The sequence below is a fragment of the Amycolatopsis sp. SID8362 genome (genome assembly GCF_010550475.1).
Classification (GTDB): Bacteria; Actinomycetota; Actinomycetes; order Mycobacteriales; family Pseudonocardiaceae; genus Amycolatopsis; species Amycolatopsis eburnea.
In genome coordinates this window covers 32,999-48,760 of record NZ_JAAGNB010000530.1, presented here as the reverse complement: position 1 = coordinate 48,760, position 15,762 = coordinate 32,999, and the positions used below count along the sequence as shown (strand labels likewise).

The following is a 15,762-nucleotide window of genomic DNA, read 5'->3' as shown; positions in this document are numbered from 1 at the left end:
CCCCCACGGGAGCGAGGGGGTCCGGTGAAACGATTCGCGGTGATCGCGGCGGTGCTGTGCCTGGCGGCGGGGTGCTCGCCCGCCGCTCCGGTCGACGACGGCTCGGAGTTCGACGAGCCGTCGCCACCGGTCAGCACGGTCACCGTGCCCACGCCCAGTCCCACACCGACGACGTTCCCGGCCGGCTACCCGAAGGTCGTGGCCGTGGCGTCGCTCCCGCCGCGGCTGCGGGTCAAGTACCGGGCCGGCGGCGCCACCGAAGCCGTCCAGGTCGCGCCCGGTGTGTGGACGCCGGTGCAGGCCGCCGCGGCGTTCGTCGAACCCCGGGTGCTCGACGGCTACTGCGCGTCGGTCAAGGCGTTCGAACAGCGGTACCGGGGCGGCCGCGAGTACCCCGGCACCTGCTGGTGACCGCTACTGCTGCGGCTGTTGTTGCTGCTGCTTCTTGTCTTCCTCGGCCCACGCGGCTTCCGCCTGCATCTGGATGTCGGTGAGGCCGCGGTCGACCTGGACGATGTCCTTACCCGCCCAGCCGACGAAGTTCTTCGAGCTCTTGGCGTCGGAGAGGGCTTTCAGCATCGGGTAGTAGTCCGGGTGCTTGGCCTTCAGCCAGTCGTCGACGAACTTCATCTTCTGGTAGCTGTCACCGAACTTGGTCTTCAGCCAGTCCTCGTGCTTCTTGATGGTCGAGATGTCGTGGTCGCTCAGGTGCGACTTCGGCGGCGTCGGCTTCGGCGGCTCGGGCGGCTTCGGCAGCGGCCGTGAGAAGTTCGGCGTGGTGCCGTCGCCGGGCGGCCGCGTGCTCGGGGTGGCGCCGCCGCCGGGACCGTCGTGCGTGACCGCCGTGCCCGGCGGGGGCAGCGGCCGCGAGAAGTTGGGGGTCGTGCCGTCGCCCGGCGGCCGCGTGCTGGGGGTGGCGCCGCCACCCGGACGGTCGTGGGTGATCGCGGTGCCCGGCGGCGGCACCGGCGTCAGCTCGTGGCCCGCGCTCGAGGAGGAGCCCGGCTTCCCCTTGACCAGCTTCGACAGCCCGGTGAGCCGGGCCAGCGTGCGGCCGGCGTAGGCGACGACCTTGGCGAGCTTCGCCATCATCGCCGCCACCTGCACCGAGACCGTCGCGACGCACTTGGTCACGCCGACGGCGATCGACGCGCCGAAGGTGGGGATCGCGAGCGCGAGCGCGATCAGCATCGTGGAGATGATGTCGCCGAGGATCGTCGTGATGATGTCGCGCAGCAGCGCGCGGACCGCGCCGATCAGCGCCCCGGTGGTCTCGACCATGTAGCCGGCGACGTCGGCGGCCTTGGCGTTGGCGTCGATCCAGCCCTTCCGGTCGTTGATCGACTTGAGGAAGCTGTCGTAGCCCTTGCCCGACCACTGGGTGATCGTCGACTTGAGCGTCTCGTCCAGTTCGGTGCCGGTGTTGCGCAGCGATTCGCCGATCTTGTGCAGCTCGTTGGCGACCTTCGTGACCTCGGACGGGTTGCCCGCGACCTGGTCGAGCGGCCACTTCAGGAACGAGACGTGCTCGATCAGCCAGCCGAGCCCCGCGGCGATCAGCTTGGCCAGCGGGTCCATCGCGAAGGCGACGGTGTCGAGCACGGCGCTGATGACGTTGATGCCCAGTTCGACGCTGACCGCCGCGAGGTCGCCGCCGTGCTCGGTCTGGACCTTGCCGATCGAGTCGCCGACCTGCTTCCAGCTGTCGAAGACACCGGCGCCCGTGGTGGAGTTCGCGGACGTGATGGGGACGGTCACTTGCCCAGCTCCGTTTCGAAGGTGCTCAAGCCCTGAGCCGTGTTCGTGTCGTGGGTCGCGTACGTCTCGGCGGCCTTCTTGACGTCGGCCGCGGACTTGCCGATGTCACCCACGAGGTTGTTGATCTCGCCGGTGATCACCGCCATCGTGACCCGCGACGGCACGGCGAGGACCTGGGCGAGCAGGATGCCGAACGCGGCGTTGTCGAACCCGTTGGCGGCCTGCATCCGGTTCGCGGCGTCCTGCACCGCCGGCTGCGTGGTGCCCGACAGGAACTGGCTGAACTTCTGCAGCTCGGCCGGGTCGACCGAGAAACCTTCTCCGGTAACCACCGGTTCTCCTCCGTACTACCAGGGGTTGCTTTCGCCGTCGTCCTCGTCCGGCGCGGGCCGGGGACGGCGCCGCGGCGGGCCTTGCTGGGGCGGCGGTGGCGGTGGCGGGCGGTGCGGGGGCCGCGCCGGGCGGTCGTCGGCCTCCTGCTCCGGCATGAACACGTCGCTCTTGTCCGGGCCGGGTCCCGCGTCCGGCTCGGGGGCGGGCAGGAACTCGTCCAGCAGTTCGCGGGCGGCCGAGCTCTCGCCGACCATGCCCTCGAACGCGCCGGCGACCTGCGCCGAGACCTTCTGCTGCGCCTTGCCGATCAGCTGCAGCACCAGGCCGGACAGGGCTTGCGGGGGCCGTTCGTACGCGCGGGGCCCGAACCGGAGGTCCTGCAGCACGCCGCTGGGGCCGACGGTCACCGAGACGGCGCCGTCCGGCGACTGCACGCTGGCGGTGGCGGACCGGAGCGTTTCCTGCGCGGCCGCGGCTTTTGCCCGGATTTCTTCGAGTTCGACGGTGAACGCGGCCAACGGATCGCCCGGGGGCACTGACTGAGTCAATTCGTCCTCGTCGCGGGAGAGGTGGGGAACGGCGAAAGTCAATCAGCGCTCTTTGAAGCTCGGATGACGCGAACCGAGCCACCGGCTTAACGAGGTGTGGATCGCCGAAGTCGGCCCGTGCGTACCCGGTGTGCGGTAAACAGGGGCATGGACAACACCGTCATCCGATCGGGCGATTCCGGGGACGCCGACATCCTCCTGGGCTTCTTCGACGAGGCCGTCGAATGGCTGGTCGCGCGAGGCAGCTCGAAGCAGTGGGGGACCGAGCCGTGGAGCCGCGTCCCGAAGCGCGTCGAACGCGTCAAGGGCATGGCCGCGGACCCGGGCCTGCGCATCGCGATGGTCGACGGCGAAGCGGCCGGCGCGCTGATCGTTTCCGAGGAGCACGACCCGCACGTGCCGCCGGTTGACGAGCGTGAACTTTACGTCCGGCTGCTGATCACGTCGCGGCGGTTCACCGGGCGGCGCGTCGGCGGGCGGCTCATCGAGTACGCGCTCGACGAGGCGCGGCGGCGCGGCATCGACCTCGTGCGCGTCGACTGCTGGGCCGGCGGCGACGGCGACCTGCAGCGCTACTACGAGAGCCAGGGCTTCAAGCCGACCGTGCGGTTCCACGTCGACGACTGGGTCGGGCAGGTCCTGGAGCAGCGCGTGGGGTAGCGCGATCGCGGGCCAGGGGTGACACTGTTGACACGGTGCCAACAGACGAAGGAGTCGCCATGGCCGAGGAGCTCGCGGGCAAGGTCGTCGTCATCACCGGCGGCGGGCAGGGGATCGGCGCGGCGACCGCGTCGGCGCTGTCCCGGCTGGGCGCGAAGGTCGTGATCGGCGACCTCGACCAGGTCAGGGCTGAGAAGACGGCAGGCGAGCTGGACGCCGAGGCGCTCCCGCTGGACGTCACCGACATCCGCGGCTTCACCGAGTTCCTCGACGAGGTCGAACGCCGCCACGGGCGCATCGACGTGCTGGTCAACAACGCCGGGATCATGCCGCTGGCCCGCCTGGAAGAGGAGAGCGACGCGACGACCCGGCGGCAGCTCGAGATCAACCTGCACGCGGTCATCCACGGCACGCGCGAAGCGGTGAAGCGGATGCGGCCGCGGCGGTCCGGGCACATCGTCAACGTCGCCTCCTTCGCGGGCAAGGCGGGTTTCCCGGGCGCGGCGACGTACTGCGCGACGAAGCACGCCGTCGTCGGGCTGTCCGAGGCGGTGCACCTGGAGCTGCACGGGTCCGGCGTGCATGTGTCGTGCGTGCTGCCCGCGATCGTGCGGACGGAACTCGCGAGCGGCCTCGGCGAGGCGAAGCTGTTCAAGTCCTCGCGGCCGGAAGATGTGGCCGACGCCATCGTATCCACGCTGCGCAAGCCTCGTTTCGAGGTCTTCGTACCCCGGTCCGTGGGAACTATGGGCAAGCTCACCCGGCTGCTTCCGCGGCGGGCCGGCGAAGCGCTGGCGCGTGTTCTCAAGGCGGACCAGCTTTTGGCTTCAGCGGCCCATTCCCCGGCCCGCGCGGAGTACGAGGCGCGCGCCGCCGAGAGCGCGCCCGGAGCGTCCCAGGAGTAACTCGGACGGCCTAGCGACTGTCCGATTTGGACGTGGGCGGTGTTGAGTCCACCGGCCTGACCCGGCAAGATTGGCCGGAAGTGCCCGGGGGACGTCGCAGGAGGCTTTCGAAATGGTTTCACCGCCCGCACGACTGGCCGCCGCCGCGTCGAACGTGGTCGGCAAGGTGCTGCACGGCGGTGTCGCCGACCTGCGCCCGATGCCGCGGGTGCTGGTCGACCAGGGCCCCAACCGCTCGCTGTACCGGATGACGCACAGCAGCCGCCCGGTGTCCGGGCCGCCGGTCCTGCTGGTGCCGCCGCTGGCCGCGCCGGCGATCTGCTTCGACCTGCGCCGCGGCTGCAGCCTGATCGAGCACCTGGTCGAGCGCGGCCGCAACGCCTACCTCGTCGACTACGGCATGGTGGCGTTTTCGGACCGCCGGCTGGGCATCGAGCACTGGATCGACGAGGTGCTGCCGCGCGCGATCCGGAAGGTGAGCCAGGATTCGGGCGGTCAGGACGTCCACCTGGTGTCGTGGTCGCTCGGCGGCATCTTCTCGCTGCTGGTGAACGCCGACCAGCCGGACCTCCCGATCGCGTCGATCACCGCGATCGGCTCCCCGGTGGACTTCACGGCGATCCCGATCGTGGCGCCGTTCCGCCCGCTGGTCGACCTGACGAACGGCCACCTGCTGACCCCGATCTACCGCGCGTTCGGCGGCGCACCGTCCTATTTGGTCAGCCGCGTGTTCCGCGCGACGGGCATCAGCAAGGAGATCACGAAGCCGATCGCGATCCTGAAGAACCTCGACGACCGCGACTACCTCGCGCAGATCGAGGCGGTCGACCACTTCATGAGCAACATGTACGCCTACCCCGGGCGCACGTTCGGCCAGCTGTACCACCGGCTGTTCCGCACCAACGACCTGGCCGAGGGCAAGGTCGACCTCAACGGGCGCATCATCTCGCTGTCGTCGGTGCGCGTCCCGACGCTGGTGGTGGCGGGCGAGAACGACACGATCGCGCCGCGCCCGTCGGTGGAGCGGGTGGTGGAGCTGCTGGACAACGCCCCGGAGGTCCGCTTCAAGACCGCGCCGGGCGGCCACCTGGGCGTCCTGACCGGCCGCAAGGCGCGCGGCACGACGTGGCGCTACCTGGACGAGTTCCTCGACGACCAGGCCTCAGCCGACTAGGTCGATCTCGAACGGCTCGGCCGCGCTGTACCGGACGTCCGCCCACACCGCGCCGGGCACGCCGTAGCGCCGGTGCGAGGTCAGCTTCGGGTCGTAGCCCGGCAGCTGCCGCGGGTTGTGGCCGACGCCCGTCCGGTCGGAGCCCCACGCGAAGATGTCGGGCACCCACAAGGGTTTCGCGGAACCGTCGCCCGCCAGCCGCGGCCGGACGACGATCGCCGCGCCCGCGCTGCCGGACAGGAAGACGCGCACGGTGTGCTCGCCGTCGTCGGGCGGGCTGACGGTGATGCGTTCGAGGATCTCGACTTCCGCGCCGAGCGGCCCGGCGCCGGCGGGGTCGGCGGCGCGCTCGCGCAGCCACTCGCTGTCGATGCCGACGGGATCGATCTTGCGCCCGGCGGGCAGGCAGACGTCCTTGTGCCCGGCGTACCGCTCGACCCCGCGCGACATGTACCGCAACAGCGCGGCGACGAGCTTCGGGTAGGCGTCCCGCTGCGCGTCCGTCCAGCCACCGGCACCGGCGGACTCCGCTTCGATGCCGAGGAATTCGTCGTTGACGTCGAGGAACCCGAGCCACCGCGACGCCCCGGCGTGGTAAGCGCACCCGGCGGCGACGACGTAGACCGTCCCGCCGCGCCCGAGCCCGAGGTTGCAGAGCGGCCCGGCGAGATCGGCGCGCCCGTTGGTGACGAGGTCGAGCGAGGGGTAGTCCCCGGGCGCGGAATCGGCGGTGGCGGTGTGGTGCCCGACGACGCCTTCGACGACGCGCATGCCACCGTGCCCCCGCGTCTGCCACCCGGGCACCTCGACCACGGGATACCCGGTGCTGCGAGCGGCGTCGACGAGCCAGGGAACGTACACGGCTCAGCCCTCCGCGACGTCGTCGTAGGCCCCGGACTCCGCTTCGGTGTCGGGCGCGCGCGGATCGGCGATCCGTTCGGCGAGCGCGGTCCGGGCTTCGCCGAGGTCCTTGGGTCCCCGCCGATCGGCGTCCCAGCCTTCGGCATCCCATTCCCGGGGCGACTTGATCGGGCTGTCATCCCCGGGCCCGTGCACGACGGCGCCGGCGAGGAGCGTGGTCTCGATGTGTTCGGTCACGATCGGCCTCCGGCACCCGAGGGTACCGGAGACCGACCGCGTCACGACCTACTTCAGCTCTGCTGACGACTTCCCGAGGATCCGGCGAGCCACGATCAACTGCTGGATCTGTTGCGTACCCTCGAAAATGTCCAGGATTTTGGCGTCCCGGGCCCACTTTTCGAGCAAAGACTCTTCGTCGTACGCACCGGTCAGCTCGACGCACTTCAGCGCGATCTCCACCACCGAACGCCCGGCTTTCGCCTTCGCCATCGAGGCCTGCAGCGAATTCGGCTTCCGGTTGTCCGCCATCCACGCGGATTCCAGCGTCAAGAGGTACGCGGACTCGTAATCCGCTTCCAGGCGGAGGAATTCCGCCGCCGCGGCGTGCTGGGTGTTCGCCGGGCGGTCGTAGTCGATCGGAACGCCGGCGGCGGTGAGGATCTCGCGCGTCTCGTCCAGGGCCGCGCGGGCCACCCCGATCGCCATCGCCGCGACCAGGGGGCGGGTGTTGTCGAACGTCTGCATGACGCCCGCGAAGCCTTTGGCCGTGTCGATTTCCGGAGTGCCCAGCAGGTTTTCCGCCGGGACGCGGCAGTTCTCGAAGCGCAGCACCGCGGTGTCGGACGCGCGGATGCCGAGCTTGTGCTCGACGCGCACCACCTCGAAGCCCGGCGTGCCCTTCTCCACCACGAACGACTTGATCGCCCCGCGGCCCTTGGACTTGTCGAGCGTCGCCCACACGACCACGGCGTCCGCGCGCTCGCCCGACGTCACGAAGATCTTCTCGCCGTTGAGGACGTAGTGGTCGCCGTCGAGGCGGGCCGTCGTGCTGACCGCCGCGGAGTCCGAGCCGAACGCCGGCTCGGTGATCGCCATCGCCGCCCACATGCCGGAGAAGCGCTCCAGCTGCTCGTCCGTCGCGACCGAGCCGATCGCCGCGTTGCCGAGGCCCTGGCGGGGCATCGACAGCAGCAGGCCGACGTCGCCCCAGCACATCTCGATCGTGCCGAGGACCACGTTCAGGTTGGCGCCGTTGCGGTTGCCCTTCTCCTCCTTGTCGGAGCCGGAACGGCGGACGCCCGCCGCGCCCGCGCCGCCTTCGCCTGAGGAGTTGAGACCGTCCAGCAGCGCCGCGAACATGTCCAGCTCGGCCGGGTAGGTGTGCTCCGCGCGGTCGTACTTGCGCGAGATCGGCCGGAAAACCTCGGCCGCGGCCTGGTACGCCTGGTTGATCAGGGCGCCGGCCTTCTTGGGAGCTTCCAAGTTGATCATGAGTCAAAGCCCTTTCTAAAGAAGGACGGCGCCTTCCATGACGCCGATGGCACGCAGGTCGCGGTACCAGCGCTCGACCGGGTGCTCCTTGACGAAGCCGTGCCCGCCGAGCAGCTGCACGCCCGCGTTGCCGATCTGCATGCCCTTGTCCACCGCCAGCTTCCGGGCCAGCGCGACCTCCCGCGCGTACGGCTTGCCCTGTTCGGCGCGGGCGGCGGCGCGCAGCGTCACCAGGCGCAGGCCCTCCAGCTCGATCGCGATGTCGGCGACCGAGAACGCCACCGCCTGCCGGTGGCTGATCGGCTCGCCGAACGCCACCCGCTCGTTGACGTAGGGGACGACGTAGTCGAGGACGGCCTTCGAGGTGCCTGCCGCCAGCGCTGCCCAGCCCAGCCGCGAAAGCCGGACGAGGTCGGTGAAGACGTCGAGCTTGCCGCCGCCGAGCAGCGCGCCCGCCGGGAGGGACACCTTCTCCAGGTGCAGCTTGCCGGTCGCGGCGCCGCGCAGGCCCATCGCCGGCTCGGCCTCGATGGTGACCCCGGCGCTCGACGACTCGACCAGGAACAGCGCCGGGCCGCGGCCTTCGAGGTCGGCCGACACGATGAACAGCTCCGCCTGCGCCGCGCGCGGGACCAGCGACTTCACGCCGTCGAGCTGGTAGCCCTTCGGTGTGCGGCGCGCCTTCGTCGCGGGCTTGAACGGGTCGTAGAGCGCTTTCTGCTCCTGCAGCGCCAACGCCGCGGCGGGGACGTTCTCGCCGACGAACGCGGGCAGGTAGTCGGCCTGCTGCTGCTCGTCGCCCCAGCTGACGAGTGCGGTGCTGACGGCGGACGGCGCGAGCACGGCCACGGCCAGGCCGAGGTCGCCGTGCGCCAGCGCCTCCGCGACGAGCGCGTTGGTGACGACCGAGCGTTCGGTGCCGACGCCGCCGAGCTCCTCGGGGATGCCGACCAGGCTGATGCCCAGCTCGGCGGCCCGGCTCAGCAAGCCTTCCGGCGCCTCGAGCTTCGCGTCGGCGTCCGCGGCGGCCGGCCGCAGCTGCTCGGCGGCGAACTCCGTCACCGTTTCGACGATGAGCTGCTGGTCCTCACTCGGCGTGAGGTCGAACAGCCCCGTGTCGGCGGACGGCGCGAGCCGGGCGGGCTTGCCCAGCTTCTGCACCGACTTGAACGACCGGGTCGCCGCGCCGGCGACGCGGAAGCCGTTGCGGGTTCCCGCGGTGACCAGGTCCTCGAGGGGCTTGCGCAGCCCCGCTCGGTCGACGACCTTGCTCCCGGCCAGCCGGGTCAGCGCGGACAGGCCCCAGCCCATCGCGTCCCGTTTCCTTGGCGCAGCCATGTGGCCCTCCATCCCGTTACCTACTCGCCAGTAGGTTAACCCGGGAGGCGGCGCGGCGCCAGTGCGGGGCGTACCTTACGACGTAAGCCTAGCTGAGATCTCCCACAACTCCCGCGCGCCGGCGTGCGCCTTACGCTGTACGAGGCGAGGCTGCTCGCCGTTCCGCCCGCCCGGACCGACGAAGGCGTTGCCGGGGACGTCCTCGGTCGCGGCGAACAGGATCGGCAGCGCGCCGTACTCGGGCTTCTTCTGGGTGATCAGCGGGTAGAGCGTTTTCAGCGCGACGGCCTGCAGGCCCCCGAAGTGCCGGTCGATCCCGGTGCGCGCGACGCCGGGGTGGGCGGCGACGGCCCGGACGGCGCTCCCGGACTCGGTCAGCCGCCGCTGCAGCTCCTGCGTGAACAGCAGGTTCGCCAGCTTCGACTGGTTGTACGCGCCCAGCGCGGAGTAGCGGCGGCGCTCCCAGTTCAGGTCGTCGAGACGGAGCCGTCCCATCCGCGCGAGGTTGGACGAGACGGTGACGACCCGGCCGGTCAGGTGCGGCAGGAGCAGGTTCGTCAACAGGAACGGGCCGAAGTGGTTGACGCCCAGGTGCGTCTCGAAGCCGTCCGCGGTCTTCGCGTACGGCACGGCCATCACGCCCGCGTTGTTGACCAGGACGTCGAGTTCGCCGGACCAGCCGTCGGCGAACGCCCGCACCGACGTCAGGTCGGCGAGGTCGAGGCGCCGGACTTCGGTGTCGCCTGGCGGCGGCGTGACGCGCGCGGGGTCGCGGACGGCGAGGACGACGCGGTTTCCCCGGGCGGCGAGTTCGCGGGCGACGATGGCGCCGAGACCGCCGCCGGCGCCGGTGATCAGATAAGTGGTCATGGCGTCAGCGTCGCCGCGCCCGCGACGGCGCGGCAGAGCGCGCCGATCGGGGGATCGGCGATCCCTGGGTACGCGTGGCCGGAACACCGATAATCGGCCGGGTGAACCGCGCCGAGCTCGCCGATTTCCTGCGCCGCCGCCGGGAGGCCCTGCGCCCGGACGACGTCGGGCTGCCGCCCGGGCAACGCCGCCGGACCGCCGGGCTGCGCCGCGAGGAGGTCGCGACGCTCTCGGGGATGTCCACCGACTACTACACGCGGCTGGAGCAGCAGCGCGGACCGCGGCCGTCGGAGCAGATGCTCGCCGCGATCGCTCGCGGCCTGCGCCTGACGCTCGACGAGCGCGACCACCTGTTCCGGCTGGCCGGGCACACCGCGCCGAGCCGCGTGTCGCGCGCCGACCACGTCAGCCCGGCGCTGATGCGCGTGCTGGACCGGCTGCACGACACGCCCGCGCAGGTGATGTCGCACCTCGGCGAAACGCTCGTGCAGAACGCGCCGGCCCGGGCGCTGCTCGGCGACGAGACCAGCCACTCCGGGCCCGCGCGCAGTGCGGGTTATCGATGGTTCACCGACCCCGCGGAGCAGCTGCTCTACCCGCCGGCGGACCGCGCGCGCCACGGCCGGTTCCTGGTCGCGAGCCTGCGGGCGGCCAGCGCGAGCGACCCCCGGGCGGCCGATCTCGCGCGGCTGCTCGCGGCGAAGAGCGAGGACTTCGCGCGGCTCTGGGAAGCGCACGAAGTCGCGGTGCCGTTCGAACGCCGCAAGACGCTGGTGCACCCGGCCCTCGGCGAGATCGCGCTCGACTGCCAGCTCCTCCTCACCGACGACCTCGCGCAGCTGCTGCTGGTCTTCACCGCCACGCCCGGCACCGAAGACGCCGAGAAGCTGCGGCTGCTGTCCGTCGTCGGCCCGGAGCTACTGTGAATGCGCGGCGTGCACCTGCTTGCGCCACTCGGCGAACCGCAGGCGCTCGAACGCGATGAGCCCGAGCACGACCGCGGCGACGATCAGCAGCAGCACGGCGGCGGGGACGTGCTCCAGCAGCGGCGTCGCCGCGACCAGCAGCACCCCGAGGACCAGCCGCTCGTGGTTCCAGCTGCCGAGGTTGCGCTTGCGCAGCGCGCTCAGCGCGACCAGGTAGAGCCCGAGCCCGCCGGTCAGCGTCCAGATCGGCACCCCGTGCAGCGCTTCGCCTGGCGAGTGGTGCTCGGTGTCGGCGAGGTAGAGGAACGCCTTCTTCAAGCCGAGCGCGACGAGCACGATCCCGGCGATCAGCGGCAGGTGCAGGAACGTGTACGAGTCGGTGGCGAGTTTCGTGCGCTCGGTGCCGGTGGCCTGGGTGAGCCGGTGCTCGGACACGCGCGCGACGACGTCGAAGTAGGTCCACCACATCCCCGCGGCGAGCGCCAGCCCGCACACGGCCCCGCCGGCCACCAGCCACGACATCGGCAGCGACCCGATCCCGATGCCGATCGCGACGATCGACTCGCCGAGCGCGATGATCACGATCAGCCCGAACCGCTCGGCGAAGTGCGCGGGCGCGTTCAGCCGCCACCCCTCGGGCCCGGCGAGGTAGACGTTCAGGTAGTCGGCCAGCAGCGCGGCGGCCCACAGCCCCAGCTGCCAGGGCCCGCTCGTGAAGGCGGCGACGGCGAGCAGCCCGACGGAGGGCAGCAGGCCGACGAACATCTTGAGCAGGACCTTCCGCAGCCCGGGGTCGTGCTTCGCGGCGCCGAGGTAGGCGACGAGGTGCAGCAGCCGCACCAGCGCGTAGCAGACGACGAACAGCACGGGCGCGTACAACCCACCGGGGAAGTCGACAAACGCCTCGGGGATGGTCAGCGAAACGAGGAACATCACGGCCATCGCCCCGAACATCGCGAGCCGCGCGATGCCGTGGTCGACGTGGATGGTGTTCCCGAGCCAGGCGTAGCTGCACCAGCACCACCACAGGACGGCGAGCATGGCCAGCCCTGCCCGACCCCCACCGGGCTCAGGTGGTCGGCCATCAGCTGGGTGGTCTGCGTGATGGCGTAGACGAAGACCAGGTCGAAGAAGAGCTCGATGGTGGAGACGCGGTGGTCCTCATCCGCGCTCACCAGGTGCAGGCGTCTCGTGGGCACGCCGAATTATGAACGGCCGGACCCCGGGCGCGTCGCGTTTCGGGGTAACGCTCTGCGCGAACGTGGCCGAGCGTGCACACGTCTGGGACAATGAGCGAGGGACGCGGGGAGGTGGGTCGTGCATTCCTATGGGGCAGCGCTGCACCGGACGATCATGGCCGTGGACATCGCGGGGTACAACAACCCGAACCGCACCCTGGCCCACCTGCGCGAAGTGCACGACGGCCTCTGGCAGGTCCTGCGCACGACGTTCGCCGAAACGGGCATCCCGTGGGACTCCTGCTATGTGGAGAACACCGGCGACGGCGCGATGTTCCTGCTGCCCCCGGACATCGCCAAGGCGGACCTGGTCGCCCAGTTCCCGGCCCGCATGCGGGACGAGCTCCGCCGCTACAACCACGTCCACGCGGAGGAAGCCCAGATCCGCCTCCGCCTGGCCCTCCACGCGGGCGAAGTGGCGGAGGGCAGCCACGGCCGTGTCAGCAAGGCGGCGAGCTTCACCTTCCGCATCCTCGACGCCCCGGAAGCGAAGGCGGCGCAGAAGGCGGCGGAAGCCGACCTGGTCCTGATCACGTCGCAACTGTTGTACGAGGACGTCGTCGTCCAGGACGCGGCCGCCGATCCGGGGGCGTTCCGGCGGATCCGGGTGAAGGTCAAGGCGGGGGAGAACCCCGCTTGGGCGTGGCTGCGCGTGTTCGGCCGGGTGAACGGCGTGGTGGTCGCCGCACCGAAGGCGTCGACCCGGGGAACGTTCCCGGCGTTGATCGACGCGCTGCTCGCGGTGCCCTGCGTGCGCAAGCCCGAAAGCCGACGGCTGCTGCTGGAAGTGTTCCCCCGCCGGGAGATCGCCGACGTCGTGCCGTACCACGCCGAGGACCGGCTGCACGTGATCGCGCTGGCCCGCACGTGCCAGCGCTTCGACGGCGGCCTGGCCGACCTGCTCGACGCGGTCCGGACCATCGAGCCGGAATCCCCGCAGGTCACCGCGCTGGCCGCGATCATCGGCGACTGGCCGGAACAGCAAGCGCTGTAGTGCTTGTCCAGCTTTTGCCCCTTTTTCCCCCGGATCCGGTCGGTAAACTCACGTTCCCGGGCCACGCGCACGCACGCCGGGGGAGGTGGTTCGTCACGTGTCGGCCGGTGAACGGGTTTACGGGCCCGGACGCGAGTTCCGCTACCGGCCGGGCACCACGGTCTCGGTCCGGGAAGCGATCGTCAACGTCCTCGCCGGAGCGGGCCTGGCCGTCGATCCCGCCGGTCGCGCGCTGCTGCTGGAGCTGATCCACGACAACCTCGGCTTCCCGTTGACCGTCCCGGATCAGGTGACCGGCCGCGACCACCTGATCGAAGTCGTCAACGCCTGCGCGAAAACCGAAGGCGGGATGATCGCCCTCGCCGACGCCGTCCGGATGATGCGGCCGGAATCGCGGGAGTCGGATCAGGTGCGGCGGCTCGTGCACCAGCCGCGGATGCACGACCTGCTGCCCGAGCCGGAACTGTGGTGGCTGCGCGCGCGATTGACCGGCGTGGTTCCGCCGCGGTTGTCCGCGTTGCTCCGGAAAGCGGCCGGGCCGGCGGATCCGCCGGCCGGCGTTCGCGACGCGTGGGACGCTTTTTGCGCGCTTTCGGACTTCAACACCACGCCGAACGGCTTGCCGCCCGCGCTCGCGTTCGTCGAGTTCGTGGCCGCGAAATGCGCGGCGGGCCTCGCCGGCGAACTGCGGCATTGGAACACCGAACAAGCACGGCGCCTGCAGGCCGAAGCGGGTTTGGAAGCGTTGCGCGCGGAGCGTGAGCCGGATTCGCCCGAGCCTGCGCGGCTGCACCTCATGATCGTCGTCCAGCCCGACGGCATCGACCCGGGACGGCACCTCGTTTCCTATTGGCGGCAGGACGATCCGGAAGAATGGCCGCCCGCGCGCGGCGGTCTCGACACGGTGACCGGGGACCAGCTCGAGCACCACGTCGACATGCTCGTCGTCGAAGCGGAAAACGCGTGGGCGGAGTACCGCGGTGAAGTCCGCCTCGAGTTCGTCCTGCCGAGGTCGTTGCTGAACCTGCCGGTGCACCTGTGGTGCAAAGAACACGAAACCGGCGACCCGCGGCCGTTGTTCCTCGATTACCCGATTGTCGTGCGGTCGCTGGAACGGATGCGGTCCCGGCATTGGCACCGGGCCTGGCGGCTGCGGTGGGAAGCGATGATGACCGATCCCTCGGCCGAACGGGTGTATTTCTGCACTGCCGAAGACACCGGGGAACGGCATCGGCTCGACGCGATACTCAGCGAAGACCAATGGGTGGTCATGGTTCTCGCAGCCGCTCCGGCATCGCGGCCGAGACCGGGGGAAGACGAACTCGCGGCGGGATTGCGGTCGGGGCTCCCCGCACTACTATGGCATCCCGAGGCGTCGCTGGATCTCTTGCGAGAGGTGGTCACGTGGCTGGTCGACGGCGGTGCTCTCGGAGACCTTCCCGCCCGGGTGCAGAAATCGCGGTGCGCCGCATTCCGGAAAATCACCATTCCGGTGGACCTGAGCGTCGTCCGGAATCTGGTCGTCCTCTGGGACGACCCGGCACGCGTGGTATTCCTCGACAGCCCGCCGTTCCGGCCGGGCCCGCCACCCGGGAGCGCCGATGAGCGAGGACGAGCTTCCTGAGCCGCGGCCGGGCTGGTGGGTCTACTCCGGCACCGGGGTTCCCGTGCGCGGGAAGGAAAAGCCGCTCCCGCCACCGCCGCCGTGGCGGGAGTTCGACGGCGGGCCGTTGCTCGACGACGTCCTGGTACCGCCCGAAGACGGGGAGATGAAACGGCGGCTCGGCGCGGCCAGCACCGAATCGGTGCCGCGAGCCGACGTGCACGAGGTCGACATGGTCAACGCGGCGATCTACCTGCGCCGTCCCCTGCTCGTCACCGGCAGGCCGGGAAGCGGGAAATCCAGTCTCGCCTTCCGGATCGCCCGGGAACTCGGCCTCGGGCGGGTCCTCCAGTGGCCGATCACTTCGCACACCACGCTGAAGACGGGGACGTACGGCTACGACGCCATCGGCCGGGCGCAGGCCGCCGGTTCGCGGTCGGCGGCCGCCGGCAACGGGACCGCGGAGGTGGCGGAACCCCCGATCGGCGAGTTCGTGCGGCTCGGCGAGCTGGGCACCGCGTTCCTGCCCCGGCGGCGGCCGCGGGTGCTGCTCATCGACGAGCTGGACAAGTCCGAAGCCGACCTGCCCAACGACTTGCTGAGCCTGTTCGAGGATGGCGAATTCGAAATCCCCGAGCTGGTCCGGATGGCCCGCCGGACGCCGGTCGTCGAGGTCTTCACCGCGGATCCCGACGCGACGGCGGAGATCGTCGGCGGCCGGGTCCGGTGCCACGCGTTCCCCATCGTCGTGATCACCAGCAACGGCGAACGGGATTTCCCGCCCGCGTTCCTGCGTCGCTGCCTGCGCTACGAAACCAAGGACCCGGACGTCGACCAGCTGGCCGCGATGGTCACCGCGCACATGCTCGACCCGTCCGACGACCACCGCTCGCGCATCATCGCGGAGTTCGTCAGCCGGAGCGAAGCGTTCGGCGGGTTGCCGGTCGACAAGCTGCTCGAAGCCGTGTACCTAGCGACTTCCGGTGCCTATCGCGAAAACGACACCTCCTGGGCGAGGCTGGTGGACGCGCTGTGGCGGCAACTGAACTCGCTGGTCCCCTGA

Annotated in this window: 16 protein-coding genes and 1 pseudogene; 8 read left to right on the top strand and 9 right to left on the bottom strand. The window is 70.7% G+C overall.

The features are described 5' to 3' along the window. The first annotated feature begins 24 nt into the window (after positions 1–24). Positions 25–411, top strand: a complete 387-nt coding sequence (locus G3I65_RS16510; protein ID WP_160696892.1) for a hypothetical protein — start codon at positions 25–27, stop codon at positions 409–411. Between the two features lie 3 nt (positions 412–414). On the opposite strand, the gene G3I65_RS16505 is transcribed toward G3I65_RS16510, so the two are convergent. From G3I65_RS16505 to G3I65_RS16495, 3 genes are read right to left on the bottom strand one after another with little or no spacing between them, the layout of a single operon-like run. Next, entirely contained in the window at positions 415–1,758 is a 1,344-nt protein-coding gene (locus G3I65_RS16505) for a hypothetical protein (protein ID WP_160696891.1), read from the bottom strand. Next, positions 1,755–2,090 carry a hypothetical protein gene (locus G3I65_RS16500; RefSeq protein ID WP_160696890.1) on the bottom strand — a complete coding sequence of 112 codons (336 nt, stop codon included), beginning with the start codon at positions 2,088–2,090 and terminating at the stop codon, positions 1,755–1,757. Before G3I65_RS16500 ends, G3I65_RS16505 begins: the two co-directional genes overlap by 4 nt. A 15-nt stretch (positions 2,091–2,105) precedes the next feature. Further along, positions 2,106–2,639, bottom strand: a complete 534-nt coding sequence (locus G3I65_RS16495) for a YbaB/EbfC family nucleoid-associated protein (protein WP_166640178.1) — start codon at positions 2,637–2,639, stop codon at positions 2,106–2,108. A gap of 147 nt (positions 2,640–2,786) precedes the next feature. On the opposite strand from G3I65_RS16495, the gene G3I65_RS16490 reads away from it, so the two are divergent. The 3 genes from G3I65_RS16490 to G3I65_RS16480 all read left to right on the top strand — a co-directional run bounded on the left by G3I65_RS16490 (position 2,787) and on the right by G3I65_RS16480 (position 5,378). After that, the gene (locus tag G3I65_RS16490) at positions 2,787–3,299 is read left to right on the top strand and encodes a GNAT family N-acetyltransferase (RefSeq protein ID WP_125312768.1); all 513 of its coding nucleotides are present in this window, start codon (positions 2,787–2,789) and stop codon (positions 3,297–3,299) included. A 59-nt stretch (positions 3,300–3,358) separates the two neighbouring features. Further along, positions 3,359–4,204, top strand: a complete 846-nt coding sequence (locus tag G3I65_RS16485) for an SDR family oxidoreductase (RefSeq protein WP_160696889.1) — start codon at positions 3,359–3,361, stop codon at positions 4,202–4,204. A gap of 112 nt (positions 4,205–4,316) precedes the next feature. Continuing rightward, the gene (locus G3I65_RS16480) at positions 4,317–5,378 is read left to right on the top strand and encodes an alpha/beta fold hydrolase (protein ID WP_160696888.1); all 1,062 of its coding nucleotides are present in this window, start codon (positions 4,317–4,319) and stop codon (positions 5,376–5,378) included. Here G3I65_RS16480 and G3I65_RS16475 read toward each other — a convergent pair. The 5 genes from G3I65_RS16475 to G3I65_RS16455 all read right to left on the bottom strand — a co-directional run bounded on the left by G3I65_RS16475 (position 5,367) and on the right by G3I65_RS16455 (position 9,938). Beyond that, on the bottom strand, positions 5,367–6,239 hold the full coding sequence (locus G3I65_RS16475) for an N-acetylmuramoyl-L-alanine amidase (protein ID WP_160696887.1): 873 nt from the start codon (positions 6,237–6,239) through the stop codon (positions 5,367–5,369). The genes G3I65_RS16480 and G3I65_RS16475 overlap by 12 nt on opposite strands. A gap of 3 nt (positions 6,240–6,242) precedes the next feature. Further along, positions 6,243–6,476, bottom strand: coding sequence for a hypothetical protein (locus G3I65_RS16470; RefSeq protein ID WP_160696886.1), 234 nt, complete (start codon positions 6,474–6,476; stop codon positions 6,243–6,245). A 48-nt stretch (positions 6,477–6,524) separates the two neighbouring features. Then, complete coding sequence (locus G3I65_RS16465) at positions 6,525–7,730, bottom strand: acyl-CoA dehydrogenase family protein (protein ID WP_160696885.1); 1,206 nt, start codon at positions 7,728–7,730, stop codon at positions 6,525–6,527. A gap of 15 nt (positions 7,731–7,745) precedes the next feature. Further along, positions 7,746–9,041: an acyl-CoA dehydrogenase family protein gene (locus G3I65_RS16460; protein ID WP_160696911.1), complete on the bottom strand. Its 1,296-nt coding sequence runs from the start codon at positions 9,039–9,041 to the stop codon at positions 7,746–7,748. Between the two features lie 102 nt (positions 9,042–9,143). Continuing rightward, the gene (locus G3I65_RS16455; protein ID WP_160696884.1) at positions 9,144–9,938 is read right to left on the bottom strand and encodes an SDR family NAD(P)-dependent oxidoreductase; all 795 of its coding nucleotides are present in this window, start codon (positions 9,936–9,938) and stop codon (positions 9,144–9,146) included. Between the two features lie 101 nt (positions 9,939–10,039). Between G3I65_RS16455 and G3I65_RS16450 the strand changes: the two genes are divergently transcribed. Further along, positions 10,040–10,864 carry a helix-turn-helix transcriptional regulator gene (locus G3I65_RS16450; RefSeq protein WP_160696883.1) on the top strand — a complete coding sequence of 275 codons (825 nt, stop codon included), beginning with the start codon at positions 10,040–10,042 and terminating at the stop codon, positions 10,862–10,864. On the opposite strand, the pseudogene G3I65_RS16445 reads toward G3I65_RS16450, so the two are convergent. Then, positions 10,856–12,063, bottom strand: a pseudogene (locus tag G3I65_RS16445) (low temperature requirement protein A). The gene G3I65_RS16450 and the pseudogene G3I65_RS16445 sit on opposite strands and share 9 nt — an antisense overlap. Before the next feature lie 118 nt (positions 12,064–12,181). Here G3I65_RS16445 and G3I65_RS16440 point away from each other — a divergent pair. From G3I65_RS16440 to G3I65_RS16430, 3 genes are all read left to right on the top strand, one after another. Then, positions 12,182–13,096: a hypothetical protein gene (locus G3I65_RS16440; protein WP_160696882.1), complete on the top strand. Its 915-nt coding sequence runs from the start codon at positions 12,182–12,184 to the stop codon at positions 13,094–13,096. 97 nt (positions 13,097–13,193) lie between these two features. Further along, positions 13,194–14,720, top strand: a complete 1,527-nt coding sequence (locus G3I65_RS16435) for a hypothetical protein (RefSeq protein ID WP_309235501.1) — start codon at positions 13,194–13,196, stop codon at positions 14,718–14,720. Beyond that, a complete protein-coding gene (locus tag G3I65_RS16430) occupies positions 14,698–15,762 on the top strand; it encodes a MoxR family ATPase (RefSeq protein ID WP_160696881.1) in 1,065 nt (354 codons plus the stop codon). Before G3I65_RS16435 ends, G3I65_RS16430 begins: the two co-directional genes overlap by 23 nt.